Raw genomic sequence first — 26273 nt, 5'->3', positions numbered from 1 at the left:
CCTTCTCTGCGCTCTCTGCGCTCTCTGCGGTTAAAATAAAATCTAAGATGTTTTACCACAGAGGGCGCAGAGTACACAGAGAAAGAGAAGATTGAGCAAGAGAGGTGTTGAGAATGGGGTTATTTAGCAGTCTGAGGAAGCAAATTAACTCCATGTAACAACCGCTCTAAATCTAATTCTGATGCTGATGCCGCTAATTTTATCAGGTCATTTGGATCGTCTAAATGTGGCAAAGTACCCAACACTGGAATTTGAGTCAGAGACTCGATTAAATCGATCGGCGCAAAATCGGCAATTTCTTGTTCGGAACAAGCTTGAGGGCAATTAAGGACAATGCCTCTAAGCTGAAAGCCCGTGTGTCTGGCGAGGGCAACATTCGCTACAGCTTGCCCGATCGCACCTAACCTCACAGGTACCACCAAAACGCCCCTCAGCCGCCAATCTCGGGCAATATCCGCCACCGTCAGTTCCCGCGTTACAGGGGAACCCAGCCCTCCCAAAGCCTCCACCAGCACAAAATTCTTGCGCTCAGTGAGGCTTTGCAGCGCCGTCCAGACCTTTTCGAGTTCGATCGCTCTCCCCTCGCGTTCGGCAGAAATCGGTGGTGCTAGAGGCGCGCTAAAGTGCAGCGGATTGAGTTCTTCGGGGGATTGGTCGAGGCTAAATAAACGGGTGTAGAGTTCTCGATCGCCCGTGCCGGTTTGCAACAGCTTCATAATTCCCAAACTGCGATCGGGAAAATACATTTGCCAATAAGCAGCCAGAGCACTGGTCAAAACAGTTTTGCCCGCGTCAGTATCAGTTCCAGCAATCAGCAGCGAGTTCATTGGCAAAAGCTAGTAAGTAATTGGCTTCAACTTAAGTCTAGAGGAATTTTGCCAGAACTAGGGTGAAGGCGCAGGAGTCGGTGCGGGTTCCGGTGAAGGCGCAGGAGTCGGTGCGGGTTCCGGCGCAGGAGTTGGTTCCGGCGCAGGAGTTGGTGACGGCGCAGGAGTTGGTGACGGCGCAGGAGTTGGTGCAGGAGTTGGTGCGGGAGTTGGTGCGGGAGTCGGTTTGGGTGCGGGAGTCGGTGCGGGAGTCGGTTTGGGTGCGGGAGTCGGCGCGGGTGTCGGTTTCGGCGCGGGAGTTGGCGCGGGTGTCGGTTTCGGCGCGGGAGTTGGCGCAGGTGTCGATTCAGGTGTTGGCGTGGGTTCTGGCGCTGGCGTTGGTTCAGGTGGTAGCGATGGTGTGATTTCCGGCGAAGGTTCTGGGGTGATTTCCGGCGAAGGTTCTGGTGTGATTTCCGGCGAAGGTTCTGGAGTTGGGCTTGGCGAAGGTTCTGGAGTTGGGCTTGGTAAAGGTTCCGGGGTTGGAGTTGGCAAAGGTTCCGGGGTTGGAAGCGGAGTTAGTCTCGGCGTCGGAGTTATGACTGATGGCGCTGTCGGAGTGGCTGTGGGCTTCGGTTTGCTGTTGAGAAATGAGCCTACTAATGCCCAGGAACCGAAGCCTGTCAAGATGACTAAGCCTGTTAGCAGTCCGATCGCAGCAACCGGATTATCCCACAAAGAGCCACCAGCAGGCTCAATTAGCGGATCTGGCTGGTTTTGCGGGCCGGGACTTAGGGGCACCACCGGCTCGGATTCGAGTGGTCTCCCCACGGCTACCGTTGCGATTAGCGAAGGATTTGACTGGACGACTGCTGATGCTGGTGGTGCAGTTGGCGCGTTAGATTGAGGGTTAGAATTAGTTTGGGTGTCGAGTGCTTGAGCGACTTCGCTGACAGATTGATATCGATCGCCCGGAGAGCGATTTAACATCCGATTCAGCACCACAGCCAAACCAGCGCTCACCTGTACTTGCTGCTGCCAATTCCACTGTAGCGTTGTTTGATCCAGCAATTCCTGCGGTTCTTTGCCCGTCAGCAGGACGATCGCCGTTACAGCTAAAGCATACAGGTCACTGCTGGCCGTTGCGCGCCCGCTTTGCAATTGTTCCATCGGCGCGTAGCCAATTTTACCCACAGTTGTCGCGTGGGCTGTTCCTTCGGGAGACTGAACTTTGGTAGCGAGTTCTTTCACCACTCCAAAGTCAATCAGTACCGGCAACTTATCGTTTTCACGGAGGATGATATTTTCTGGCGAGATGTCGCGGTGGATGATGCCCCGGGCGTGAATATGAGCCAGTACCGGCAGCATTTGTCGGATAAATACTAAGACTTCTGCTTCACTGAAAGTGCGGCTTGTAGAAGGATCTAGCAACAATTCGCGGTAAGTCATCCCTTCCACGTAATCCTGCACTAAAAACAAACGTTGATTCTCTTCAAATATTGCCCGAAACTGGGGAATTTGCGGGTGGGCAATTTGGTAAAGTATTGCCGCCTCTCTTTGAAACAATTCCTTCGATTTTTCCAAAACGTAAGGCCCGCTTTGCATCGGAATCAATTCCTTGAGGGCGCAGCGTTCTTTAAACCGCCCCTCGTCTTCTACTAAATAAGTCCGGCCAAATCCCCCTTGACCTAAAATATTCACCAAGCGGTAGCGGTTTTGTAGGAGAGTTCCAATAGAAATAGGTGGCTGCATAAGTTTTAAGTAGAAATTGTTAAAAAATAGACGATCGCTGGCAGACTTAGAATGTTAAATCTTTAATGCTCAAGATCGTACTTCACTGTCTGTAGTTCCCAGTCCCGATGAAAGTTAGCATTTTACTTCTTTTTGAGCAACTTTGAGAAATTAGGCGCAAGCGGGCGATCGAAAATCAGGGGTTCCCCCGGAGGGGTTTGCCCCATAGTTGCGGTTTTTTTGGGCGATCGCAAAGGCGAAAAATTAGCAGGCTGCTACATTCTTCCTAATGACCGCTGACCGCTGACTGTTGACTGTTGACTGTTGACTGTTGACTGCTGACTGCTGACTGCTGACTGTTGACTAATGACTTCTACCAACTGTCAACTGTCCACTGTCAACTGTCAACTGTTAAGCTTTGCTTTTACCATCTCTTGAATTCTGTTACCGTCTGCTTTGCCTTTAAGCTGCTGCATAGCCTTGCCCATCACCTTGCCCATATCTTTGGCAGAAGTAGCGCCCACCGAAGCAATCACCTCGTCAACCACTTGACTTACCTCTTCGTCAGACATCTGCGCCGGCAAATACTCTTCCAGAATTGCCAACTCCGCCTCCTCTTGTGCCACTAAGTCCTCGCGGCCACCTTTGCGGTATTGGTCGATCGAATCCCGGCGCTGTTTCGCTATCTGCATCAAAATTTCCAATTCTTGAGCTTCTGTCAGCGTCTCTTGCCCCGAGGGACGGAGGCTGACTTCTTTTTCCAGAATAACTTTCTTGATGCCACGAACAGTTTCCAAGCGAACTTTGTCCTTGGACTTCATCGCTGCTTTGATTTCTGCGTCAATCCGTTCTCTTAAGCTCATCGATTTTTACCTTGCTTTGCTATATCAAAAATCAGGAGTATGCTTCCGATTCTTAACTTTTTTTACAGTATTTTGCAAGTTTATTGCCTGTTGGTGGCATTTTTATCACCTTGAAGCCGGTGGCTTTCGGCCTTTGACCGAATTTTGAGCGGCTGCACTTCAAGTCTGGGCCCCAAATAGACTGTCGGCACAATTTTGAGACGCACAGACAGAAGTCAATACGGTTCACTGATAGTCCACGGGGAAAAAGAATGTGACAAACAGACGCGCTCGTTTGCGTCGCGAGGACAGCAATGACAAACAAACCTTAAGTGAACCGTATTGAGACAGAAGTGCGATCGCGCTTCTGCCTGCACACAGCCAGCCATAAACCCTGTTTATCCGACATATTTGTGCAACTTCTATTCAGTTCGCCTAAGTTAACACTTGCGGCCGCCCCGAAAGTTAAATCTCTCCAAATATTGGCTGAACATTTCTAATTTCCGATGGTAAGATGGCGGTTAAATAAACGTCTTGCAAGAGGCCTGCTGTGATCCGTTCTGCTACTTTACCGCTTCCGTTTCCCGAGCCGCCGGTTTCCGCTCACGACCGTCTGCGGCTGTTCTCCGGTTCTGCTAATGTTCCCCTCGCCCAAGAGGTGGCTCGCTATTTGGGGATCGATTTGGGGCCGATGGTTCGCAAGCGGTTCGCTGATGGGGAACTCTACGTTCAAATTCAAGAATCGATTCGGGGTTGCGATGTTTACTTGATTCAGCCTACTTGCTGTCCGGTGAACGATCGACTCATGGAATTATTAATTATGATCGATGCTTGTCGCCGCGCTTCAGCAAGACAAGTTACTGCTGTGATTCCTTACTACGGCTATGCTAGAGCCGATCGCAAAACAGCCGGCAGAGAGTCAATTACTGCAAAGTTGGTAGCTAATTTGATTACTGAAGCTGGAGCAAATCGCATTTTAGGGATGGATTTGCACTCAGCTCAGATTCAAGGTTATTTTGACATTCCTTTCGATCATGTTTACGGTTCGCCAGTGCTGTTGGATTATCTCGCGAGCAAGAAGTTGACAGATATTGTCGTCGTTTCGCCGGATGTGGGCGGAGTCGCCAGGGCGAGATCTTTTGCGAAAAAGCTTGGCGATGCTCCCCTAGCAATTATTGACAAGCGCCGCCAAGCTCACAACGTCGCTGAAGTGATGAACGTCATCGGGGATGTCAAAGGCAAAACTGCCGTGTTGGTGGACGACATGATCGATACTGCGGGGACGATTACCGAAGGCGCGAGATTGTTGCGCCGCCAGGGTGCGAGACAGGTATATGCTTGTGCTACTCATGCGGTTTTTTCACCTCCGGCGATCGAGCGTTTGTCTAGCGGAGTTTTGGAAGAGGTAATTGTTACAAATACAATTCCCGTACCTGAAGAGAACCGATTCAAGCAGTTGACGGTGCTTTCGGTAGCGAATTTGCTGGGCGAAACTATTTGGCGGATTCACGAAGATAGTTCTGTTAGCAGTATGTTCCGCTAGCTAGAGAAAGCACGTTTTCAATATTTGTTTTAGGGTGCGTTACAGGCTTGTTAACGCACCGTTTTTTTTGTATGTTGCGCTCTTTCTGGCAATAAATATCGTTTCCACAGGCATCCGAATAATAATATGTTTCCTATAGTGCGAGCTTAAGAGCTCGCGATCGTAACACCGCATTAACGATCGCATTGCAGTATCATATCAAATCCGGTAGCATCGTCCTGTATTAATCTCTCTATTCTCTCTCTGTGCCCTCTGCGCCCTCTGCGGTTAAATCATTCCGATGCAACCGGAAACGATATCATCCGATCTAACCGGAGTCGATCGCACTTGAGATCGCTGGAACAACAAATGGTAAAATTCTATCTTGTTGTCTTAAGACCGCGACCTTTTCATCTTCTAGAGATGTCTGACCAAAATAAGGGGTAAATAGGGAAAAACTATGAAACATTCACTGGTACGAGCAGCGGCCGCCTTTGTCGGTTCAGCAATTTTAACACTCGGGGCGATCGCTCCGGCGAAAGCATATACTTTTGACGAAACCGAAATTAACCAAGATCGAGTAATTGCGATCGCCCAACCGGGCGGTTTGACCGGCTACCAATTGCTTATTGTAGAACAAGTCACAGACAGACGGAAGTGCTGGAGCGAAAGCGGTTCTAATCCCGTGACAGTCGATCCGTTATTAGCTACTTTTGACTTCACCGGCATTTGCGGCCGCGCCACAGACAGCAACGGCTTTTCCATTCGCATGGCCGGCACCGATTTAGCATTAAAATACAGCCTAATATTGCAAAATGTTGATGGCAATGTGGTATTAATGGGAATTCCCAGCGATCCTAACGCTCAACCGATAATTATCGGCCGCACCAACGGCAATACTAACGGCTTTATGAAAATCACTCTCGATCCCGCTTGGCGCTTTAGTAAAAGAACTTATCAAGGGAAAGTATTAGGTCACTTTTATTTCACTAGCAGTCAAGCCGCACCGGGACAAATCGGAAATACTGGCGGAAATACTGGCGGAAATACTGGCGGAAATACCGGAGGTAATACTGGCGGAAATACCGGAGGAAATACCGGAGGCAATACTGGCTCTTCTACATTCGGAGATATTGCTAGCGATATCTACGCTTCCGAAATTAAAGAAGCTGTGGGCCTTGGGTTTGTCGCCGGCTTTGCTCAAGATAATACATTTCGGCCGCAGCTTGCCGTTACGCGAGAGCAATTGGTATCTTTAGTATTGGAATCATTGAAAGGAATCCAAGGTGCTAACATCACATTTCCTAACAATGTTTCTACTCGTCCTTATAGCGACGTTGATAGCACGCGCTGGAGTGCCGGAAAAGTGCAATTTGCGCGGGACAATAAAATAGTTAGTGGCTATCAAGATGGAACTTTTAAACCCATGCAGTCAGTGACTCGCGCTGAATTGATGGCGGTGCTGCGGAGAGCATCAGAATTTGGTTTGTCGGCGCGGGGAATGCAGCCAAATTTAGTTGGAAAAGAACCGCCTAAAACTTTTTCAGACACTCAAAATCATTGGGCTGCTGCGATTATTACTCAAATGTCTGCTTATTGTTCTGTTGCTTCCGCTGTTAACGAAGTTGGAACTCGTTTTGCTCCCGATGATTCTGCAAAGCGCAATTACGCAGCCGCGGCTACTTTGCGGATGCTGAAATGCGTTAAGGCTCAATAAACAGTTGACAGTTGACAGTTGACAGTTGACAGCGAATTGATAAGAATGGAGATTTAAACTCCGTTCTTATCACAATCTGCCTTCATGCTGGTGCTTCAAACCCCTGCTATTCGGTCAGTAGGGAAACCCTAAGTTTTTTTAGTAATCTTAAGACTGGCGCACCATAAGAATAGACTGTCAACTGCTGTGCCCTGAGCGTAGTCGAAGGGGTCAACTGTCAACTGTCAACTGTCAACTGTCAACTATTTACGCTACACCGTAGTCAGTATACGGTCGTTTGTATGGGGGTTGCAATCCCAAAACAATATCCTCTCTTGGCACTCCCATTGCAACTAATTCCTCCGCTGGATTTTGGTCGGTTAAATTTTGCTGAAGCCAGATTTTTCCATCTTTGATGTCAATGTGAATGATGCTTCGATAAATTCGGTTAAGGTGTTCCCAGCCGACATTCATCCACTGATAATGATCTCGTTCTGTGTCGCAGATAAGTTGCACTTCGACTTCATCATCGGAAACATCATCTTCGGCATAACGGGTGATTAATGTCTGAACGTATTGACGGTATTGAGCTAGTTTATCCATTGCACAATTACCTCATTTGTTGGTTAATCAGGACTAATATCAATTCGGGTTACATCGGAATTAATATTACCCAAAATCAGGAGACGGCAGTGCCGTTTCCCTACAATTAATCTGGCGTAGGGACACGGCACTGCCGTCTCCTCGCTTGTCATTCCGGCGCAGCCGGAATTGATATAAAGTCTTTTTTAGTCCCGATCATATCGTTTCCTTGCCTTTCTTCTTAGCTGCCGATTTCCGAGTTTTTGGAGTAGCAATTATTTCTGGTTCTTCCAAAATAACATCTTCTTCGGTTAATTTACACAAGTCGTTTAAGGAAAATTTTTGTTGGGATTCGAGTTCGTTTAGCAAGTTTGAGGCTGTTTCTAATATGTGCTTTCCCTGTCGGAGTTGGATGGTAGTTTTATTTTCGATCGCATCCTGCAACACAAAAACTGATACAATTTGCCAAATATCTAAATCATCACCGATGACATCGCACTGAGAGACGATTTTGCCGTTTTCGGGGACGTGAATCCCTAAGCCGGAAGCTTGGATCAGCGGCTGGATTTCTGTTATGCTTAAATCCGCAAGGTCGGTAATTTTATGTTCGAGGGATACGAAGTCTGCTAAATCTGGTAAGTTGATTGATTCTGCTGCTACAGCGTCGAATTTGAAGGTGAGAGTTTGGTTTAATGGATCGGAAATGGCGTAAATTGATTGGATTTGCGATCGACTAACTGCACCTTTATCAAAAAAATCTTCGCCTAGAGGTGCGATCGTCTTCGTTGGCGTAGCCCCCGTAAGGGCGGGATTCGCGATCGCAATTTTACCATTTTCCGCCACCTCCAAAATCTCCAAATTAACCAAATTCGTCGCCGCAGTCTTCACAAAAACCCGATCCAACCCCAACAAATCCGCCAACTCCTGCAAAGTTGGCGCAGGATCGAACTCCACACCCGCCCGCAAAATGAACTCTTCCAATACATTAAACTCGCGAGGTTCGCTAATCGTCACCTCCAGCGGAGTTTGGCGAATTGCAAAGCGGAATTCACGCGCCACCAACACCGACAAATCAGGGTTTTGTTGCTCAATTTGTGCCGCTAGCGAACTTAAATTCGCATCAATTTGTTTAGCTGAGGATGCTAGCAACATCTACAAAACCTCCGCAGTGACGCACCGTTTTTGAAACTTCCTGATACATTTTTCCGACAGTACCTGTTTGTTGCGTAAATAAATCGTGACAGCCGACAACTATTAACAATTCTTGAGCGCGAGAAAAAGCCACATTCACCCGTTCCGGTTCCTTAGCAAATCCAATATCGCCTCTAATATTATTGCACACAGTGCTGACAATAATCACAGGTCTTTCCATTCCTTGAAAGATGTCAACCGTACCTGTGCGGATACTCAAAGATGGGAATCTTTCGGCGGCGATTCTATCTTTAATTGCATTCAATTGAGCACCGTAAAAAGTGATAATCCCGATTTCCTTCGGCGGTTCACCCTCTACCATTTTAGGCCGCCAAGCGGTTTCCATCTGTTCGCACAAAAGCTCGATCGCGTCAATCTCCCTGACATTCAACCGCGAAGTACCCTGTTTCCCCTCCTCAAACCCTTGTCCCACCGGCGTTTTCACCCACAGGATGTGATTGTTTTCTTTGATGGTGTCACCTGCGAGATGGTGCGCGCGCCTCGTGTCTGCTTCCAAAATCCCGCAGTTGAGCTTTTGCTGATAAAACTGATTGATTGCGCCCATGATTTGCGGGTGCATTCGGTACTGAGTTGTCAGCATTTTTTTAATACCGTCGTCAGCTTTTTCAAACAATATTTTGAACAGCGATTCTTTGATAAAGCTAAGTTCGTCTCCGGTACAACCGATGTCTTCGGCAATATCATCGATCGTACTTTGATTAAACATCGGCGGCAATTGCCTGTGATCGCCCACTAATACTAATTTTCTGCCCTTCAAGGCGGGGATTAATAACTCTGGCGGAGTGCATTTACTAACTTCGTCAATGATGACTGCATCAAAGCTGGGAAAGTTTTTGCTAAAATCAAAGCTGGCAGCTTGCACGCAGGTAATGCCGATGACGTTCGCGTTGTCAATATAAATTTGCTTTAAATCTTGACGGTCTTTTTCTGACGGATTGCGGAGTTTTTCAATCCAATCTGTGACGAAGTTTTGAGAACGATTGAGGGCAGTTTCTTCTCGTTCTAATTCCCGCTGCCAATGCTTGAATAAACGCTTGATTTTGCTTAAAAAATCTACGCTGAATAATCCGGTACTGGGAACTTCTATTTGGTATTTAGTCGGGATATTTTGCCATGCTGATTCCCACCAACTTCTCTCTACGATTAATTCTGCTGTGGGCTGCTGTTGTTGCAGTTGAGTCGTAATTTCGTTCAATTCTGTTTGAAGTGTCGCGAGTTCCTCCTGTGCAGTTGTAGCGGCAATTTGCAGTGGGGATAATTGCTCGTCAAGAGTAGTTTTGACAACTTCCAAAATCCCGAATGGATCTAAGTCAGCCAGGGATTTTTTAAGCTGAATCACACTGGTTTTCCAAGTTTCAACTTGCTTGAAAAACTGCTGCGGTTGTTCCCAAATATTCGACTTTTGCGCGAGATATTGTTGGGCGAGAATCCGCAACTTGTCTGGAACCTTTGACTGTTCTACAATTGCTTGCAATTGATTCGTAACTTCGCTAATTTTTAAGTTCGCTTCTTGCTGCGCGGCTTCTACTTGAACTTGGGCGGCGGATATTTGCTGCTGGCTGACGGTTTGACCGATTTTATCTAATAACTGTTGCTGCTTAATTAGTTGTTGTTCGGTTTCGGTTTTCAGAGGAACTATGCACTGGCGGGCGTTTCCGAGAATAGTATGCAGCAATTCTTTGACTAGCCGATCGAAGGTTTCTTGAATTTGATTTGGCTGCAATGATTGACTGTAAAATTGTTGGATGTTAGCTAAGAAAGTGTCAGCTTTTTCGAGGATGAATTTGCGCTGGCTTTGACTGACTTGGGAATAGCTGGCGAAGTCTTTGGCTAGTTGTTGCCATTGCGCTCGATCGCCCGCAGCGAGCACGATCGGCATTTGAGTCAAATTTAGGTGCAAAAACTCGCTAAACCGGAACTGCTGCCCTTGAATGTCCTTAAAACCCGCGCTGGCTTCATGGGCGATCGCCTTTTGCAGTCTTTCCAAATCGGGCAAACTGACTTTACACTTCGGCGGGACGATCGGCAATTTGAGCGATCGGGCAATTTTCAAAAGTCCTGCGGGCAATTCTACCATATCATCCGTCAGCATTGCGCCCGTTTCCCAGCAAGCTTTCACAACAGTATAAAGTCGCGTATCCGCCGTCTCAATCCACTCTGCAACGGCGACAACCACGGCGGCAATTTCCGCTTTTCGCAGTTCCAAATTACTGATTTTCTGTTCGAGATTGTGGCGGTGTGTCTGATTTTGCTTGTCGCCCAACTCGAGTTGATTCACCGCATCCGACAACTGCCGCGACGCCCGCAGCGACTCCGCAACTCCTGACATCGCGTGACAAACTTCCTGGGCGCGATCGCCCGCCGTCTCAAATTCGGATAATTGCGGTGCTACAGTTTCCCGCAGCCAAACCGCAATCCCAAATGCACCGCAACTAGGGCGATCCAATCCTATTTGAATAGTATGGTTGACGCAAATCCGCACATTTGCCATAAAGTTTTCCACTAAAACATTACCTTCAGAATAAGGTTTTAGTTTCGGCATAAACTCGGAAACTTCTGAAGATTCCCAGTTAATCTCCGGCGCAGCTAGTAAATTTGCCAGCCCATCAACCAAAGATGCAATCTCGCTTTTAGCAGTTAAACTTAATTGATACGCTGCTGATTGCGCGGTCAACTTTTCCTCAACCTCCGCCTTCCCGTCGTGCAGGTATTTTTGTTCCTTAAAAAAAGCTCTCTCGGCGGCCGAGTAGGCATTAAATCTGTCGAAATCTGCCAGCAACCGCTGTAAAGATGTGACATTAATCTGACGCTGCGACAGTTTTTGTTCGCAATCAGTCGCCGTATTTTGCAGCCAAGTGCCGATCGCATTTTCCTCTAAAAACGGCTGGCCTTCCTCCTGTACCTTATGGGCTTTTCCCTTTCGCAAAGCCCGAATCGCCGGATTGTGAACCAACCGACTCAAAGCATTATCAACGGCTAAATTAGCTTGGGAAGCAATCAAAGTTTTCCCGCCTTGACGCGCAATTTGATAGCAAATTTCCGCAATCACCGTCGTTTTCCCGGTTCCTGGCGGCCCTTGAATCAAAATTAAATCCCGCGCCGAAAGCACCATTTCTACGGCAGCGAGTTGATCGTCGTTAGCATTGCGATTTAATAAATTTTCCCGATCCAATTTTACCAGCTTGTCGGGAATTCTCGCCTCGGAAGAGTCAAATAAAAACTCGCTTAAATAGGGATTTTGAGCGCGGCCATCCGCCAGCATCTTTAAAGCTTTCTTTTTGCGATCGATCTGACTGATATCGCCCGCCGCCTCGAAATACAAAAATCCTTGTTTGGGAAGTTGATATCTACCGCCCGCCATGCGATCGCCCAAATCAACATCCAACTTAATCCGTAACATACCACGTTCAAATTCAATTTCCGCAATGCTACCCAAAGTCTCGCCATCGCGGCTGCTTCTGCTTCCCGGCGGCGAATCAAACAAAATAATGTCTTCATTTCTGGCTTGTTTCAGCCTTTCGCGAAAGTCGCCGACTTGTAAGGGATTCTCCTCGTAGCCGTCAAGAGTTGCCGAATTGCGATCGATTTCAAAAGTAACGATTTTGAAGCCGGAACCATAGTTATGCGCGCGGAAAGGTACACAAAATTGACGCGCTTCGGCGATGCGTTTTTCGACATTTAAGAAAGTGTGCCAAACTTTTAATTGTTCGGTTGTTGGTATGTGTCTCTCGTCCCAAAATGGCATTTGTTGGACGCGGGCGATCGACTTTGCAGGAATTGGCGATCTACTTTTCGGCAAAAGTCGCAACTGTACCGGCAAAGCATAGCCATCTTTTCTACCTCTAGGAAGCGCCACCAAACCAGCATCCAGCAGTTTTAAGCCGCCGATTCCGTCTTCTATCCGTACAGTTGCTAACAAGCGTAAAGTGCGATTCCCTTCGGGATAGCTTCGCTTCACGGCTTTTTGCAACAATTCCGGTAATTTAAAATCATCTCGATCCGTAGCAAGAATCAACTCCCAGATTTCCTCTTCAGAAAATCTCTCATTTACCTTTTGGCGCCGCACGTAGAAAAGACTGGGGGATTTACCGGCTATTTCCGACATCACAACTTCCGCCCGATCTCTGCATTCCCAATCGCAATATTTCGCTAAAGCCGCTTCTCCTTCAACTTGACCAATAAATTTACTAATTGTGCGATCGCCACTAAATTTATATCCCCAATCTTCTGCTACTAAAGATGGCATATTTTGATTTTAGATTTTGGATTTTAGATTTGAGATTGGATTTAAGATTAGCATATTGGAAGACTGGGCGGTTAGAAACCGCGTCTATACAGGCGAAACCCAAGGTGGTTTTACAGTCATCAGAGAATTAGGTACGTTGTTGGGATGCGAGCCCTCTTTATATATACGCCTAAAGAGGGCTGAAGCCCAACAACGTACCTTTGTTAATTCTGCACAATAAAATCAAAAGGGCGAATGATGGGAATTGAACCCACGAATGGTGGTACCACAAACCACTGCCTTAACCACTTGGCTACACTCGCCATAACGTTTTCAACTATAACATAACATCTCAGCACAAGTCTAGGGGTAAAGCAAAAAAATTTCAAAATATTTTTCAGCCTCCCTAAACCGATCGGCATCAATTGTGCCTGAAATTCCGCGCACCGCCTGAGTTTAGCACAATTTTCGATTTGGGCGATCGCACAATAAAATTGGTTCGTAGTGCGGACTTCAGTCCGCATTATGCGGACTGAAGTCCGCTTTTGCGAACTTTCATTACTGGAGATGAGATAAGTCCTCGACGCAAGTGTGACAATAGTTAAAGATTTTTTGAGGTAGATTGTGGCGCCAAGAGTGAAGACAGCGCAACCGCATACCTTTGGTTAATGTGCCAGTTGCGTCTCGGAATGTAAATGAAACGCCCGCGCAGCAAGCTGTCGCGCGCCCGGATCTGTGTCAGCTTGGGGCGCCGTGCACATTGTATAACATCGCGATCGGGCCCAGCGGAATAGAATAGCCTTATATCCATGTGTGCGTCTATTGTCAACTAATTTTCTTCTCTTATCTCTCTTCCTTCGCCCCGCGAAGCAAGGAGACTATGAAAGCGGTGCATTTAAAAAACTTCTTCACAATCCAAAATCTCAAATATAAAATCTCAAATCCCTATGAGCTACTGTATTAACCCAGAATGTCAAAATCCCGAAAATTCACTCACAGAAAAACTTTGCTTGAACTGCGGCTTTAACCTATTGTTGAGACAGCGGTATCGCCCGATTAAACTCTTAGGAAGAGGTGGATTTGGCAAAACTTTCCTCGCCATTGATGAAGACATCCCCTCGCAACCGCGCTGTGCCCTCAAGCAATTTTATTTTCGCGATCGCGATCCAGTAATTTTCAACAAAGCCCTTGAATTATTCCACCAAGAAGCAGTCCGTTTAGACGAACTGGGAAAACACGCGCAAATTCCCACTTTATTAGCTGCATTTGAACAAGAAGGTCATATTTATTTAGTTCAAGAGTTTATAGACGGGCCGACTCTCAAAGAAGAATTAGACCAAAGTGTCTGCGATGAAAATCAAATTTGGCAACTGCTGCAAGACTTATTACCCGTGCTGCAATTCATCCACGACAACCGCGTCATTCACCGCGACATCAAACCTGAAAATATTATCCGCCGCCAGTCGGACAACAAACTCGTATTGATCGATTTCGGCATTGCCAAACTGCTGACTGATTCAGCTATACTCCGTTCAGCAACGCTGATCGGGAGTCAAGATTATATAGCTCCCGAACAAATGCGCGGTAAAGTATTTCCTGCTAGCGACCTTTACAGTTTAGGTGTTACTTGCATTCGCCTGATGACGCAAGTTCCGCCGTTGGATATGTACGACTGTAAAACCGAGCGCTGGTGGTGGCGCGAGTTTCTCCCCAAAGGCACGAGTATTAGCGCCGAGTTAGGTGAGATTTTAGATAAATTGCTACAAACTCATCTTTGTCAGCGCTACAGTTTTGCGGCGGAAGTTTTGGAAGATATCAATGCAGTTTTAGATAAACGCCAGCAAAATTTGGTTGTGCCGAAAAAGCCGATCGCCCAAACTCTCATTAATACCGACAACTCGCCTTATTTCAAAGCCCTGCCAACTTCTGAGCCTCCGATTTCACCGACCAAAACTACCGCCAATTCCGCAGAAACTTTGTCCTTATCAAGGATTTCAAATCTCGATTCTACCATGATTTCAGCAGCGGGAGTTGATTATACCAAACTGCGGGATTGTTTGTCAACTAAAAAGTGGAAAGAAGCCGATCGCGAAACTTGGGCCGTGATGTGTCAATCTCTATCGCTGACACCGGGAATTCAGCTAGAAATCAGCCAAATTTACAAGTTACCATGCGAAGATTTGCAAATAGTCGATCGCCTGTGGCTGCACTACAGTCAAGGTCGGTTTGGCTTCAGCGTCCAAAAGGAAATCTATGAAAGCGTCAAGGGAGATTATGTCAGATTTTGCGATCGGGTAAACTGGCAAACCTACAATTCTGCTACTGCTTCGGGACAACTTAAATTTACTCAAAAAGCACCAATCGGACACCTCCCCTCTCGCAGTTGGGTTGGTGGCATTCAGTGGCTGCGACACCTCGATGCCTTGTCAGCAAAGCTAACCGAATGCAACAACAATTGACTATTGATATTTGTTATTTGTTATTTGTTATTTGTTATTTGTTATTTTTGAATATTTCGCAATAATTAATAACCAATAACTAATGACTAATAGCGTTCGCGAGCAGGGACAGCACTAATGACTAATGACTAATGCCCAATGACCTGTTTGGCCACTGCCCTGTTTGCCCAATTCCCGATGCCCAATTCCCGATGCCCAATAACTTAACTCTACCTGAAAGCAGAGCAATGGCTCCCGCTAGATGTATCCAACGAGCGAGGTTCAGTGCGATCGCTTGTCGCACAATATATTCTGAAGCATAAACACAGATACAAGTCTGCAACCGAACTAAAGAGAGGTATCGATCGATGTTTTTTCACAAAAAGCCACTAATGTCTGCGGTAACAGTAGACGAAGCCAACCCCCGTTTTGCCCAACTGCTGCTAGAACAGTTTGGCGGAGCAACCGGAGAACTGACAGCAGCTTTGCAATACTGGGTGCAGTCCTTTCACTGTGAAAATGCAGAGATTAAGGATATGCTCCAAGATATTGCGATCGAAGAATTCAGCCACTTAGAAATGGTTGGCAAACTGATCGAAGCTCACACCAAAAACGTTGACCAAACAGAAGCTTACAAAAGCACTTTGTTTGCAGTCAGAGGTGTAGGCCCGCACTTGTTGGATAGCCAAGGTCAAGCTTGGAGTGCTGCTTACGTCAACGAAGGCGGCGATGTTGTCCGCGATTTGCGCGCTAATATCGGTGCGGAAGCAGGAGCTCGCCAAACCTACGAAGCATTGATTGAACTAGCGCCGGATGCGGGAACGAAAAAGACGCTGCACTTCTTGCTGACTCGGGAAATTTCCCACACTCAAATGTTCATGAAAGCTTTGGAAGCGATGGGCAAACTTACCGATCCGTTCTTCGGAAATATCGCGCCAGATTCAACAGTAGATTTGTTCTTTAATTTGTCTAGTGATGGCAAAGACCAACCAACTGCTTTGAACTCTGAACCTACTTTCAAGTACGTCGCCGAGCCTACTCCTCAAGGTTAATCAGAATATTCGGCAACTGTTATCCCCGACTTCTTAAAGAAGTCGGGGATTTCGGCGTTCGGTTTTTTTTAGGAGTTGCGGCTCCCTGATGTTAGAATTATTCAACATCCCGATCGACCATTAACATCAAATCCCTATTGAAATTGCGATCGACTTACCTATTAGTTTCTCACGGCAGCCGCGACCCCAGACCGCAAGTAGCTTTGGAAAACCTGGCTCAACTGCTGTCTGATAATTTGGCCCACTCCTTCCCCGCAGTCGCCACCGCCACCCTAGAACTCGGCCCCGCGCCACTCCACGAACAAATTTGCAGTTTTGGCGAACGTACCCTCTCCCTCGGACTGACTCATTTGCAAATCCTGCCCGTATTTTTATTACCCGGAGTTCACGTCGCCGACGACATACCCGCAGAGGTGGAAATTGCCCAGAAAACTTTTGGTTCCCGGTTAAACATAGAAGTGCGCCCGCATTTAGGTTCCCAAGTAGCAGGCTTAACAAACTTGCTCAAAACTCAGATGCAAGAGCTAGCTTTTGTCCCCAATTTGCTATCCCCAAAATGGATTGTACTATCTCACGGCAGCCGCCGCCCCGGAGGTAACTCGACATTTGAAGAAATCGCCAGCCAACTCGGCGCAGAGACTGCTTATTGGTCAGTAAAGCCGAGTTTGGAAGAACGAATTGACAGTTTAGTTCGTGATGGACAGCAGCAAATAGGAATTGTGCCATACTTCTTATTTAATGGAGGAATTACAGATGCGATCGCCAAAAATGTCGAGCAGCTACAGCAGCAATTTCCCACGGCAGAACTTCATCTCGCAAATCCTCTAGGCGCCAGTGTAGAATTAGCAGACTTAATTCGGGATTTAATTCAAAAATGAATCGCAAAGACACAGAAGAGGTCAAGGAAGCAAGAAAAATGTCTTTAGGTAAAGTGTATTTAGTAGGTGCAGGCCCCGGAGATCCGGGTTTGATGACTTTGAAGGGAAAAGCGCTGTTAGAGTGCGCGGATGTGGTGATTTACGATGCTTTAGTCAGCCCTCAAATTTTGGCAGTCATCAACCCCCAAGCAGAACGAATTGATGCCGGGAAACGCAAAGGCCGTCACTCGTTAATGCAGGACGAAACTACTCAGTTAATGATAGACAAAGCTCAAGATAATGCGATCGTAGTTCGTCTCAAAGGCGGCGATCCGTTTATTTTTGGGCGCGGCGGCGAAGAAATGGAAGATTTGGTAAAAGCTGGAGTCTCGGTAGAAGTTGTACCCGGTGTCACTTCGGGAATTGCGGCCCCGGCTTATGCGGGAATTCCTCTGACACATCGATCGTACAGTTCGTCAGTCACTTTTGTCACCGGCCACGAATCAGCCGGAAAATATCGGCCGGAGGTTAATTGGCAGGCGATCGCCCGCGGCTCCGAAACTATTGTAGTATACATGGGAATCCACAATTTGCCTTATATCATCGGCCAGTTAACAGCAGCCGAATTGAGCGCAGAAACGCCCGTAGCCTTAGTGCGCTGGGGAACGCGGCCGGAACAAGAGGAATTGATTGGCACTTTGAGTACAATTGTAGAGCAAGTTGAGGCGACTGGATTTTCCGCACCTGCGATCGCCGTAATCGGAAATGTCGTTAATTTGCACTCTATATTGTCTGGCTGTCGGCCACATCAGACGGTGGTTGAAACCGCACCTACACAAACGATTTCTGCCTCCGCAGACTGAACAAAACAAATTAAATTTAACAATCTTTGTCTTCAACCCGCGGAGGCGGGTTTTGTCTGTGTAGACGCGGTTTTAACCGCCGTGTCTTTTCTACAAACCTATGTTCAACGCGCCACCTGCCGCATATATTCCCCCCACAACTGAGCCGCATTTGCACTACCTCCGCCAGTCGGAGAATTATCATCATTTCCCAACCAAACTCCTGTCACCAGTTGCTGGCTGGGAATATAACCGACAAACCACAAATCTTTATTATCATTAGTCGTGCCTGTTTTTCCAGCTTCTCCCAAGCCCAAAGCAGCACTGCTACCCGTACCTCCCCGAACAACTCCTTGCAGCATATCAGTCATCGTATCCGCGACGCCTTCAGAAACTAACTGTCGATTGGCAACGCCATCTTTTTGATAGTCATAAATCACCCGACAACTTTTAAAATCATTTCGATCTTTGCAGTCGCTGCTGTCAATAATTCGCTTGATTACGTGGGGGCGATTCCCCAAACCCCGGTTCGCCAAAACCCCGAACGCACCCGTTAATTGCAATACGTTAACTTCACTTTCACCTAACACTAAACCGGGGGAAGAACGCAGGGGAGATGTAATCCCCAAACGTCTGGCCATGCCCACTACATTGTCTAAACCGACATCTTGCGCGACTCTCAAAGCAATGGGATTTTCCGACTGTGCTAAACCCCGATACATATCAGTGCTACCGCTGGTTCTGGCGCAGCCATTGTAACTTTGTCCTCCCCAAGAAAGCGGCTCGCAAGAATAAGTCTTACTGGGTGGGATTCCGCGTTCTAGGGCGGCGGCATAGGTGAAAATCTTAAATGTAGAACCGGGCTGTCTCAATGCTTGGGTAGCCCGATTAAACTGACTTTGCAAGTAATCTACACCCCCAACTAATGCTAAGACTTCCCCGGTTGTAGAATTGAGAGTTACTACAGCTCCTTGAGAAAAACCTGCATTCGCTCCGGCATTTTCTACGGCATTTTTGAGGGAAGATTCAGCTACTTTTTGCAGACCTGGATTTAAGCCTGTTTCTACAATAAAATTGCCTTCTCTGGCTAACTGCTCCCCCAACAAAAACTCCAATTCGTCAAATACATAATTGTAGAAATAAGGCGCGATCGTACTTTGCAGGTATTGGCGGGCTTTGGGATTGATGTCAATTCGCGATCGCCTCGCGCGATCGGCTTCTTCCTGAGAAACCGTCCCCATTGCTCGCATCCGTTCGATTACTCGATCGCGATACTGCACCGCCAACTGATAATTTTGAATCGGATTAAAACTGTTTGGCCCAGGCAAAATCCCCGCCAAAGTCGCCGCCTCCGATAAAGTCAAATCCTTCGCCGACTTGGCAAAATAAAATCGAGACGCATCCTCAAAACCGTAGAGGTCAATTCCCAAAAACACGCGATTTAAATAAGTCAGCAACAGCTCATCTTTGCTGTAATAACTCTCTAGTTTCAAAGCAACTACTGCTTCCCGGAATTTGCGTCCGCCCGAATCTTGAGTACCTACATAATCTCGAAACAAACTCCGCGCTAACTGCTGCGTCAGAGTGCTACCGCCTTCGCGAATTCCTCCCCCGCGCACATTGGTCAACAGCGCCCGCAAAACGCCGATCGGATCTACGCCCAAATGCCAATTGTAGCGGCTGTCTTCCGAAGCAAGTACCGCCTTGGATAAATAAGGCGAAAAATCCTGCAATTGCTTCAATTCTAAGTGAGCGTTATTCTGAGGGGGACGCAGCGGAGTTTGTCCGTCGCGGGCGTAAACAATCACAGGGCCGTTGATACTTCTCGGTAGAGGCCGCACTTGAAACTTGGTCGATTCAACACCAACCAAAATAGCTATCAGAGTGGTGATTCCGCTAACACCGTAAAAGCTGTAACGCAAAAATTCTAAATACCAAGGTGGCGGATCTACGTACTGAACTCTGACGGCGGCGGCGAGTTCCGGCGGCCCTAATGTGAACACGTCTCCGTGACGGAGGGACATACTTTTAATTCGTCTTTTCCCTCTGTAAATGCCGTTGGTAGAGTCTTCGTCTTTAATTACAAAAGGTGTTCGCCGTCGAGTATCCCGCGACAGGGATAGGTGTACGTGACTGACAACGGGATTGCGAACTACAATATCTGAAGCTTTGGACGATCGACCTAACAGATATCGATCGCCCAATAGCGGATAAACCTCAGCTTTAGCCGCACCTGCATCCTGTACCCACAGTTCGGGTACTTTGGCATTTGGTTTCAGGGCTAGCTGGTTAAAATTAACCTTGGCAATTGTCTGGACTGCTTGGGTAATCGCACCCAAGACGGTTTGAGGTTTGCGGGGCGGCTGCGGTGGGGTCATATTTCGCTATGGACTACGATCGAGCGATCGGCTCTTGAATCATTCTACTCGCAACTTTTGGCTATTTTCAGGATCTGTCCCATACTTTGGGCGATCGACCGTCGATGTTAGATTTTAGATTTTAGATTTTAGATTTTAGATTTATACCGTGTCCTGTCAATTACCTAAAATTAAAAAGGTTCGATCGTTCGGACTTTAGTCCTACTAGCGATTCCCAGCAAAATATTATAATTTTCCTAAACAATGAACTGTTTATCTAACATTTATCCTCGATTTATATCATTTATCAAAACTTTTGCTACAAAACAATTGTTCGGATTGTTTGATCGACCTCGATCGAGGCTAATTCTTAGGTACGTAGTTGCGCTCTTTGCGCTCCGATCTTAATATATATAGCCATCCTAAATCATTATCACGGGCGGCGAACATAAATGTGATTTCGCCTAAATCAATCAGGGACACGGCTTGACCTAAGTCCCTACAGGTACTCATGAAAATCCTGCGAGGATTGCGATAAGAGCGCAAAGAGCGCAACTACGTACCTTTATTTAGTGTGACGGTTGCGTCTAAGACTGAATTAATTAAAACCCCCCTTTTTCAAGGGAGGTTTTAGGCGTAAAATACGCAATATTGTCCTTACATCGAAGAACCCAAACCGGCATAAGCACCGTAGAAGAAAAGGCTCAAAATGCTCAGAGCACCGAGACCTGCGACAGTAGCTACCAGCCACAAAGGAATTCTGCCACTTTCACTAAACATAGCGATCACCTCACTAATTCACAGCTAAACAAATTGGATTGAATCACAGAGATTGAACTGAACCACCAGTTAGTTAAAGAAATAACTGGAGAACAAAATCCCCAACACAAAAATCAGCAATAAACCCAAATAAAGAGAAGTCCGGTTTAACTCGACTGGCTGCTCGTTGGGATTAGGGGCGCGTTCAGGCATTATAAACTCCTATCGTTGAATAAATTGCATTGCTGCGATCGCGCCCAAAAAGAAAATCGTTGGGACACCTAAAGTATGAACGGCCAACCAGCGTACCGTAAAAATCGGATACGAAATTGGCTCATTGTTTGGCGTTCTGCTCGTCATTTTTCCAAATCCTTGTAAAATTACTTGCCAATGAACTGATCTACTTGTTTCTTAGCTTCAAAGCGATCCGAGATAATCGGAACTTCTTCGCGCTGCTCTGTGAAATACTGGTTAGGGCGAGGAGTTCCGAAAGCATCGTAAGCCAAACCAGTTTGCACAAACAGCCATCCAGCAATAAACAAAGCTGGAATGGTGAGGCTGTGAATTACCCAATAACGGATGCTTGTAATAATGTCCCCAAACGGACGTTCTCCAGTTGTACCGGCCATTTAGAATCCTCCTTTCAACAACAAATCGACAGACAATCTCTATTACTATTCTACTATCAAGCAGCTTGCGCTGAACCTTGATATTTAAGTAGAGTACCGCTCGCACCAATCACGAATCCGCGATCGGGGCCCATAAAGACAATCCTGTAAAAATTAGCAGGAACGTCCTCAACTTCGCGGTCTTTTTGCCAAGTTTTCCCGCCATCCAAACTGCACAGCAAATTGCCGCCGCCGCCGGCTACCCAAACTTCATTATCAGTCCGGTAAGCCATGTCTAGCAAACCCCAACTCGCTTTGCGATCGGGAAAAAACGGTTTTCCCCAACCTTCAGGATTGGACGGATCGCTAAACTGAATCTGACCGCCGCGGGCGAGCATCCACAAACGCCCGTCCTTGGTAAAGCCCATGTTTTGCAAGCGGCGAGAACTATTGCGGTTGTGGGGTTCCCAAGCTTGTTGTCCTGGTCTCCACACGGAGTAGAAATTACCTTTCGAGGATACCGCAACATACTGCCCGTCTTCCGAGCGGTTGATATTGCGAACTACCCCAAAAGAATCTTGCACGATCGCTTTCCAATTTTTGCCACCGTCAGAAGTCCGGTAAATCGCCCCGACATCCGTCGTCATATCAGCCGTATTTGGGCCAATAGCGGCGATCGTACTCGGAGAACCTGGTAACTGAGAGCTTAAAGCAATCCGCGTCCAAGACTTGCCCTCATCTTCTGTGTGGAGCAAAACCGAAGGCTGACCGACAATCCAGCCTTCGGAACCGGAAAAACTCACCGACGCAAAACGCGATCTCGGCTCGTCTATATCCAGTGCTACTGGCTTCCAGTTAGTCCCGCCGTCGATCGTTTCAAACAGAGTCGCCTCAGAACCAACAACCCAGCCGTGCTGGGCATTTCCCGTAAAGGCAATATCCTGTAAATTAGCTTCTGTTGGCAAGGAAATCACTTGCCAAGGGTTGTAACTCACAGAACCGATCGTGCTGCAACTCGTACAGATGAGTGCAGCCGCCAATAACATTACAATTCGTTGCCAAAATCTCACAATCGTTTTACTGCAAACCATACATACTAAGTAACAACAAGAAACCAACGACCAAGCCGCCAAAAATCAGCAAACTTTTTTGACCTTCGGTCATGCCGTTGACGCCGACACCGTAGCGCTGATTTGCTTTAAATCCCGATACTCCTTCCATCTGACCCAGATTTTGAAAGACCGACTTGCGGCCCGCGCAAACGGGACAAACCCAAGTAGCGGGCAAATCTTCAAAAGCTGTGCCAGGGGCAATGTCATTTTTAGGATTCCCTTTTTTCGGATCGTAGACGTAGCCGCAGGCGCGGCACTCGTGCCGATCGAGGGTCTTAGTCTCAGTGGCTCGATCGCTCATAGTTCCAAAAAGAGTAGGTCAGTTGACACTCTCCGGGCTTTAGCCACGGAGATTCTTAAGACCACAATTTGAGTCTTAAAGGCGCTGACAAATCGCCTCTACACGCTCAAAACAACTACTAACACCAGAAGTATTGCAATTGCGCTTACTTTGATCTTTTTATACTTTCAGAGTCCATCACGCCCGCCAGTTAGGTACGCTCAACAATTCACTATTGCTTGTTTAACTCTCGCTACGATCGAGTCGAGGCGAGCTAAATCAGGAGTTACACCTTTTGATATTGTTTCAACACGTAGATGGTTGTTCTTACTTGCCTTTCTAGATCTTCTAACGCGAAGCCGTCCTAGAAGGACGGGGCTTCAGACCCATTTTGTTGGTGAAGTACCTCAACTAAGCTTCGTTATAGTTGGGGCTGCCAACCAACACTCAGATTAGGACGGTCTTATTCGTCTTCGAGGTTTCCCGTCTCAACCGCCGATACCACGTTAGGGACACCACAAGGGTGTTCGACACAAAGCGTCGATGATGGTCTTACTCAGCGTCCACAGGCAGCCGCCCGTCTTCCACAGGCAGTTAGAATATCGTTTACCCAATCCTGAGATTGCGGTTTTATTAAAATATACATTAAAAATTATTGCAGAAGATGGACAATTAATCTCGATCGACCAGTAATTTCTGTTACCGAAAAATTGGGCCTAAAGCCCCGTGTCCCGATCAGACGGCTTTTATGATAAGTTATGTATTTATGTATTGTTGATTCGCGAGATGTAAAAATCCGGTCTCAACTGTATAAATCCAAAAAATCTCAAATAAGTTGGGGCATCAACTATCGTGCTAGGCAATATCAGACAAGCCGTGCTTGCTTTTGCTGTTTAAATCCACAATCCCCATGCCTTTAGGTTGGGGAGTATGTCAAATAACCCTTTCACAGAGGCAGTAATTATTCACCGTGTTTGCACTTAGCGGCTACGAGTATTTTTTAGGCTTCCTGTTAATTTCGAGCCTAGTGCCTATCCTCGCCCTCACGGCGTCTAAGGTACTGCGGCCCAAAAGTCGTCCCTACGACCGACGCACTACCTACGAATCTGGCGTTGAGCCGATCGGCGGAGCCTGGATTCAGTTCAACATCCGATATTATATGTTCGCCCTGGTCTTCGTCATCTTCGACGTAGAGACCGTATTCCTCTACCCTTGGGCGGTTGCTTTCAACCAGCTAGGACTCTTGGCTTTCATCGAAGCCTTGTTTTTCATCACGATCCTCGTTATTGCTCTTGTATATGCATGGCGCAAAGGAGCCTTAGAATGGTCTTAAGTTCTGATACATCACAAAAATCCCTAATTGTCAATCCGGCAGAGCGGCCGCAAGTCACATCCGAATTATCAGAGAACGTCATCCTAACCACGGTTGATGACATCTATAACTGGGCGAGACTTTCCAGCCTGTGGCCGTTGCTTTACGGCACGGCTTGCTGCTTCATCGAATTTGCAGCTTTGATTGGTTCGCGCTTTGACTTCGACAGATTCGGCTTAGTACCGCGATCGAGCCCCAGACAAGCTGACCTGTTAATCACCGCAGGTACAATTACCATGAAGTACGCCCCCATCTTGGTGCGGCTGTACGAACAAATGCCCGAACCCAAGTACGTGATCGCCATGGGCGCGTGCACGATCACCGGTGGAATGTTCAGCGTAGACTCCCCCACAGCAGTCAGAGGCGTTGACAAACTTATCCCCGTAGATGTGTACATCCCCGGCTGTCCCCCGCGTCCCGAAGCGATTATTGACGCAATTATCAAACTGCGGAAAAAAATCGCCAACGACTCAATGCAAGAAAGGGCTAACTTGTTACCGACTCACCGCTACTACACCAGACCCCACAAAATGAAAGTAGTAGACGACATTTTGGATGGCAAATATTTGTCAATTCCCGGGCGGATAGCCCCACCGAAGGAGTTGACGGAAGCAATGGGAATGCCCGTACCGCCCGCCCTGCTTGCAGGACAAAAACAGGAGGTACAACGTGGCTGAGACAGAATCTGCGATTGTTGAAGCTGGGAAGGTTTCTCAGTGGTTGACTCAGAATGGCTTCGATCACGAGGCTTTAGCTGCTGATAATTTGGGTGTGGAGATCTTAAAGGTCGATCGAGAATTCCTAATTCCGATGTCAACAGCACTGTACGCCTACGGGTTCAATTATATGCAGTACCAGTGCGCCTACGACCAAGGCCCTGGACAAGATTTAGTCAGCGTCTACCACTTGGCTAAATTGACGGACAACGCTTCGCACCCCGAAGAAGTCCGCGTCAAAGTATTTATTCCCCGCGAAGATCCGAGAGTTCCATCAGTTTACTGGATTTGGAAAGCAGCAGATTTCCAAGAGCGGGAATCCTACGATATGTACGGCATCGTCTACGAAGGACATCCGAATCTGAAACGGATTTTGATGAACGAAGATTGGGTGGGCTGGCCGCTGCGGAAAGATTATATTTCGCCTGATTTTTACGAATTGCAAGACGCTTATTAAGCGAGTTTTGCGAGGGCGGGTTTAGAGTATAAAATTTGACTTTTGCAGTCAAGTTTTATGCAAAACTCGCCCTCTGTTTTTTTCATTAACTGGTTCCTATTTTCTATGCTCATTCCAAATGCAGGAAATGCAGTTGTTGATATTCGTAAACTTCGTGACTACTGCCTAAATCCAGAACACGATGATGGTAAACACAAAGCGCGGCTGTTTTCGTCAATTCTGGGGATGATGCCTGACAATGCGGAGGAATTGCGCCAAATTTTGCTTGAAGTAATTCAAAGTCATGAAGCTCAGTTAGGGAGGCGGGATGGGTTCGGGCAACGGTACACCCTAGATTTCACGATTGAATGGCAAAATAGAAGTGCAACCCTTCGGAGTGGCTGGATTATTGAGCATGATTCGGAAATTCCGAGATTAACAACCTGCTATCCTTTGTAGTGCCGGGAGGTAATAAAAGTGGTAAATAATACAATTAAATTACTAGATGTTGTTGCCTTGACCGTTGATATTCCTGAATACAATCTCTGGCGCGGACAAGTTGGGACAGTGGTTGAACTGTTGGCTGATGGTGCAGCGTTTGAGGTTGAATTTTGCGATCGCAACGGACGCACTTATGAATCTGTCGGACTGAATCCAGAGCAAATCATGGTTTTGTACTTCGAGCCAGCATCACCTAATATCAAACCCGAAATGGTTACAGCATAAGTGGTACAACAACACCCATGGACCCGCAGTCTGGCAAATTGTCGTAGGCCATGTCAGCGCAGTGCACGAGCAGTAGCAGAGATCGCCTGCATCGGAAAGTTG

At 47.1% G+C, this 26273-nt stretch carries 25 protein-coding genes and 1 tRNA gene; 12 read left to right on the top strand and 14 right to left on the bottom strand.

The window, feature by feature from the left end; translation table 11 throughout:
• Positions 1–119 precede the first annotated feature (119 nt).
• The 3 genes from bioD to JGK22_RS01740 form a co-directional block, all read right to left on the bottom strand.
• On the bottom strand, positions 120–827 hold the full coding sequence (gene bioD / locus JGK22_RS01750) for a dethiobiotin synthase (RefSeq protein ID WP_293312212.1): 708 nt from the start codon (positions 825–827) through the stop codon (positions 120–122).
• Between the two features lie 57 nt (positions 828–884).
• Positions 885–2558 (bottom strand): serine/threonine-protein kinase, encoded by a 1674-nt coding sequence (locus tag JGK22_RS01745; RefSeq protein WP_293312210.1) that lies wholly within the window; start codon positions 2556–2558, stop codon positions 885–887.
• A gap of 383 nt (positions 2559–2941) precedes the next feature.
• Positions 2942–3400 (bottom strand): GatB/YqeY domain-containing protein, encoded by a 459-nt coding sequence (locus JGK22_RS01740; RefSeq protein WP_293175804.1) that lies wholly within the window; start codon positions 3398–3400, stop codon positions 2942–2944.
• A gap of 529 nt (positions 3401–3929) precedes the next feature.
• Here JGK22_RS01740 and JGK22_RS01735 point away from each other — a divergent pair.
• Together JGK22_RS01735 and JGK22_RS01730 are read left to right on the top strand one after the other, a co-directional pair.
• The gene (locus tag JGK22_RS01735) at positions 3930–4922 is read left to right on the top strand and encodes a ribose-phosphate pyrophosphokinase (protein WP_293175802.1); all 993 of its coding nucleotides are present in this window, start codon (positions 3930–3932) and stop codon (positions 4920–4922) included.
• Between the two features lie 439 nt (positions 4923–5361).
• Positions 5362–6618, top strand: coding sequence for a DUF3747 domain-containing protein (locus JGK22_RS01730; protein WP_293175800.1), 1257 nt, complete (start codon positions 5362–5364; stop codon positions 6616–6618).
• Between the two features lie 246 nt (positions 6619–6864).
• Here JGK22_RS01730 and JGK22_RS01725 read toward each other — a convergent pair whose 3' ends face one another.
• The 4 genes from JGK22_RS01725 to JGK22_RS01710 all read right to left on the bottom strand — a co-directional run bounded on the left by JGK22_RS01725 (position 6865) and on the right by JGK22_RS01710 (position 12939).
• Entirely contained in the window at positions 6865–7200 is a 336-nt protein-coding gene (locus tag JGK22_RS01725) for a XisI protein (protein WP_293175798.1), read from the bottom strand.
• A 195-nt stretch (positions 7201–7395) separates the two neighbouring features.
• Positions 7396–8331: a hypothetical protein gene (locus tag JGK22_RS01720; protein WP_293175796.1), complete on the bottom strand. Its 936-nt coding sequence runs from the start codon at positions 8329–8331 to the stop codon at positions 7396–7398.
• Entirely contained in the window at positions 8309–12637 is a 4329-nt protein-coding gene (locus JGK22_RS01715; RefSeq protein ID WP_293312208.1) for an AAA domain-containing protein, read from the bottom strand. The genes JGK22_RS01720 and JGK22_RS01715 overlap by 23 nt, the downstream gene beginning before the upstream one ends.
• 229 nt (positions 12638–12866) lie before the next feature.
• Positions 12867–12939: transfer RNA gene (locus tag JGK22_RS01710), tRNA-His, on the bottom strand.
• A 624-nt stretch (positions 12940–13563) separates the two neighbouring features.
• On the opposite strand from JGK22_RS01710, the gene JGK22_RS01705 reads away from it, so the two are divergent.
• From JGK22_RS01705 to cobA, 4 genes are all read left to right on the top strand, one after another.
• A complete protein-coding gene (locus JGK22_RS01705; RefSeq protein ID WP_293175792.1) occupies positions 13564–15075 on the top strand; it encodes a serine/threonine-protein kinase in 1512 nt (503 codons plus the stop codon).
• Between the two features lie 347 nt (positions 15076–15422).
• On the top strand, positions 15423–16106 hold the full coding sequence (locus tag JGK22_RS01700; protein WP_293175790.1) for a manganese catalase family protein: 684 nt from the start codon (positions 15423–15425) through the stop codon (positions 16104–16106).
• A gap of 143 nt (positions 16107–16249) precedes the next feature.
• Positions 16250–16984 carry a sirohydrochlorin chelatase gene (locus JGK22_RS01695; RefSeq protein ID WP_293211129.1) on the top strand — a complete coding sequence of 245 codons (735 nt, stop codon included), beginning with the start codon at positions 16250–16252 and terminating at the stop codon, positions 16982–16984.
• Complete coding sequence (cobA, locus tag JGK22_RS01690; protein ID WP_293175788.1) at positions 16981–17826, top strand: uroporphyrinogen-III C-methyltransferase; 846 nt, start codon at positions 16981–16983, stop codon at positions 17824–17826. Before JGK22_RS01695 ends, cobA begins: the two co-directional genes overlap by 4 nt.
• A 104-nt stretch (positions 17827–17930) precedes the next feature.
• On the opposite strand, the gene JGK22_RS01685 is transcribed toward cobA, so the two are convergent.
• The 7 genes from JGK22_RS01685 to JGK22_RS01655 all read right to left on the bottom strand — a co-directional run bounded on the left by JGK22_RS01685 (position 17931) and on the right by JGK22_RS01655 (position 22942).
• On the bottom strand, positions 17931–20183 hold the full coding sequence (locus JGK22_RS01685; protein WP_293175786.1) for a transglycosylase domain-containing protein: 2253 nt from the start codon (positions 20181–20183) through the stop codon (positions 17931–17933).
• Positions 20184–20819: 636 nt separating this feature from the next.
• Positions 20820–20942: a photosystem II reaction center protein J gene (locus JGK22_RS01680; RefSeq protein WP_293175784.1), complete on the bottom strand. Its 123-nt coding sequence runs from the start codon at positions 20940–20942 to the stop codon at positions 20820–20822.
• A 69-nt stretch (positions 20943–21011) separates the two neighbouring features.
• The gene (locus JGK22_RS01675) at positions 21012–21134 is read right to left on the bottom strand and encodes a photosystem II reaction center protein L (protein WP_293175782.1); all 123 of its coding nucleotides are present in this window, start codon (positions 21132–21134) and stop codon (positions 21012–21014) included.
• A gap of 9 nt (positions 21135–21143) precedes the next feature.
• The gene (psbF, locus tag JGK22_RS01670) at positions 21144–21281 is read right to left on the bottom strand and encodes a cytochrome b559 subunit beta (protein ID WP_006635504.1); all 138 of its coding nucleotides are present in this window, start codon (positions 21279–21281) and stop codon (positions 21144–21146) included.
• 20 nt (positions 21282–21301) lie between these two features.
• Positions 21302–21550 (bottom strand): cytochrome b559 subunit alpha, encoded by a 249-nt coding sequence (gene psbE, locus JGK22_RS01665; protein ID WP_293144446.1) that lies wholly within the window; start codon positions 21548–21550, stop codon positions 21302–21304.
• A 56-nt stretch (positions 21551–21606) separates the two neighbouring features.
• The gene (locus JGK22_RS01660) at positions 21607–22620 is read right to left on the bottom strand and encodes a photosynthesis system II assembly factor Ycf48 (RefSeq protein ID WP_293175780.1); all 1014 of its coding nucleotides are present in this window, start codon (positions 22618–22620) and stop codon (positions 21607–21609) included.
• The gene (locus JGK22_RS01655; RefSeq protein WP_293175778.1) at positions 22607–22942 is read right to left on the bottom strand and encodes a rubredoxin; all 336 of its coding nucleotides are present in this window, start codon (positions 22940–22942) and stop codon (positions 22607–22609) included. The genes JGK22_RS01660 and JGK22_RS01655 overlap by 14 nt, the downstream gene beginning before the upstream one ends.
• Before the next feature lie 522 nt (positions 22943–23464).
• On the opposite strand from JGK22_RS01655, the gene JGK22_RS01650 reads away from it, so the two are divergent.
• The 6 genes from JGK22_RS01650 to JGK22_RS01625 all read left to right on the top strand — a co-directional run bounded on the left by JGK22_RS01650 (position 23465) and on the right by JGK22_RS01625 (position 26171).
• Positions 23465–23614 (top strand): hypothetical protein, encoded by a 150-nt coding sequence (locus tag JGK22_RS01650; RefSeq protein WP_293175776.1) that lies wholly within the window; start codon positions 23465–23467, stop codon positions 23612–23614.
• A gap of 277 nt (positions 23615–23891) precedes the next feature.
• Complete coding sequence (gene ndhC, locus JGK22_RS01645) at positions 23892–24254, top strand: photosynthetic/respiratory NAD(P)H-quinone oxidoreductase subunit C (protein ID WP_006635500.1); 363 nt, start codon at positions 23892–23894, stop codon at positions 24252–24254.
• A complete protein-coding gene (gene ndhK / locus JGK22_RS01640; RefSeq protein WP_265233759.1) occupies positions 24245–24970 on the top strand; it encodes a photosynthetic/respiratory NAD(P)H-quinone oxidoreductase subunit K in 726 nt (241 codons plus the stop codon). Before ndhC ends, ndhK begins: the two co-directional genes overlap by 10 nt.
• Positions 24963–25466: an NAD(P)H-quinone oxidoreductase subunit J gene (locus tag JGK22_RS01635; protein ID WP_293175773.1), complete on the top strand. Its 504-nt coding sequence runs from the start codon at positions 24963–24965 to the stop codon at positions 25464–25466. The genes ndhK and JGK22_RS01635 overlap by 8 nt, the downstream gene beginning before the upstream one ends.
• 105 nt (positions 25467–25571) lie before the next feature.
• Positions 25572–25904 carry a DUF6883 domain-containing protein gene (locus JGK22_RS01630; protein WP_293197849.1) on the top strand — a complete coding sequence of 111 codons (333 nt, stop codon included), beginning with the start codon at positions 25572–25574 and terminating at the stop codon, positions 25902–25904.
• A gap of 18 nt (positions 25905–25922) precedes the next feature.
• Entirely contained in the window at positions 25923–26171 is a 249-nt protein-coding gene (locus JGK22_RS01625) for a DUF4926 domain-containing protein (protein WP_293197847.1), read from the top strand.
• Positions 26172–26273: the final 102 nt, after the last annotated feature.

The sequence above is a fragment of the Microcoleus sp. PH2017_08_TRC_O_A genome, assembly GCF_020738665.1.
Taxonomy (GTDB): domain Bacteria; phylum Cyanobacteriota; class Cyanobacteriia; order Cyanobacteriales; family Microcoleaceae; genus Microcoleus.
The sequence above is the reverse complement of the archived record's forward strand: the minus strand, read 5'-3'. Positions and strand labels throughout refer to the sequence as shown.

What these genes read in the sequence shown, in the direction of transcription:
- JGK22_RS01675 (WP_293175782.1), bottom strand. Translation starts at nt 21,134, where the DNA reads ATGCCTGAACGCGCCCCTAATCCCAACGAGCAGCCAGTCGAGTTAAAC.
- JGK22_RS01700 (WP_293175790.1), top strand. Translation starts at nt 15,423, where the DNA reads ATGTTTTTTCACAAAAAGCCACTAATGTCTGCGGTAACAGTAGACGAA.
- JGK22_RS01650 (WP_293175776.1), top strand. Translation starts at nt 23,465, where the DNA reads ATGATGGTCTTACTCAGCGTCCACAGGCAGCCGCCCGTCTTCCACAGG.
- psbE (WP_293144446.1), bottom strand. Translation starts at nt 21,550, where the DNA reads ATGGCCGGTACAACTGGAGAACGTCCGTTTGGGGACATTATTACAAGC.
- JGK22_RS01720 (WP_293175796.1), bottom strand. Translation starts at nt 8,331, where the DNA reads ATGTTGCTAGCATCCTCAGCTAAACAAATTGATGCGAATTTAAGTTCG.
- JGK22_RS01660 (WP_293175780.1), bottom strand. Translation starts at nt 22,620, where the DNA reads ATGGTTTGCAGTAAAACGATTGTGAGATTTTGGCAACGAATTGTAATG.
- cobA (WP_293175788.1), top strand. Translation starts at nt 16,981, where the DNA reads ATGAATCGCAAAGACACAGAAGAGGTCAAGGAAGCAAGAAAAATGTCT.
- JGK22_RS01745 (WP_293312210.1), bottom strand. Translation starts at nt 2,558, where the DNA reads ATGCAGCCACCTATTTCTATTGGAACTCTCCTACAAAACCGCTACCGC.
- JGK22_RS01685 (WP_293175786.1), bottom strand. Translation starts at nt 20,183, where the DNA reads ATGACCCCACCGCAGCCGCCCCGCAAACCTCAAACCGTCTTGGGTGCG.
- bioD (WP_293312212.1), bottom strand. Translation starts at nt 827, where the DNA reads ATGAACTCGCTGCTGATTGCTGGAACTGATACTGACGCGGGCAAAACT.
- ndhK (WP_265233759.1), top strand. Translation starts at nt 24,245, where the DNA reads ATGGTCTTAAGTTCTGATACATCACAAAAATCCCTAATTGTCAATCCG.
- JGK22_RS01680 (WP_293175784.1), bottom strand. Translation starts at nt 20,942, where the DNA reads ATGTTTAGTGAAAGTGGCAGAATTCCTTTGTGGCTGGTAGCTACTGTC.
- JGK22_RS01715 (WP_293312208.1), bottom strand. Translation starts at nt 12,637, where the DNA reads ATGCCATCTTTAGTAGCAGAAGATTGGGGATATAAATTTAGTGGCGAT.
- JGK22_RS01655 (WP_293175778.1), bottom strand. Translation starts at nt 22,942, where the DNA reads ATGAGCGATCGAGCCACTGAGACTAAGACCCTCGATCGGCACGAGTGC.
- JGK22_RS01740 (WP_293175804.1), bottom strand. Translation starts at nt 3,400, where the DNA reads ATGAGCTTAAGAGAACGGATTGACGCAGAAATCAAAGCAGCGATGAAG.
- JGK22_RS01730 (WP_293175800.1), top strand. Translation starts at nt 5,362, where the DNA reads ATGAAACATTCACTGGTACGAGCAGCGGCCGCCTTTGTCGGTTCAGCA.
- JGK22_RS01630 (WP_293197849.1), top strand. Translation starts at nt 25,572, where the DNA reads ATGCTCATTCCAAATGCAGGAAATGCAGTTGTTGATATTCGTAAACTT.
- JGK22_RS01705 (WP_293175792.1), top strand. Translation starts at nt 13,564, where the DNA reads ATGAGCTACTGTATTAACCCAGAATGTCAAAATCCCGAAAATTCACTC.
- JGK22_RS01725 (WP_293175798.1), bottom strand. Translation starts at nt 7,200, where the DNA reads ATGGATAAACTAGCTCAATACCGTCAATACGTTCAGACATTAATCACC.
- psbF (WP_006635504.1), bottom strand. Translation starts at nt 21,281, where the DNA reads ATGACGAGCAGAACGCCAAACAATGAGCCAATTTCGTATCCGATTTTT.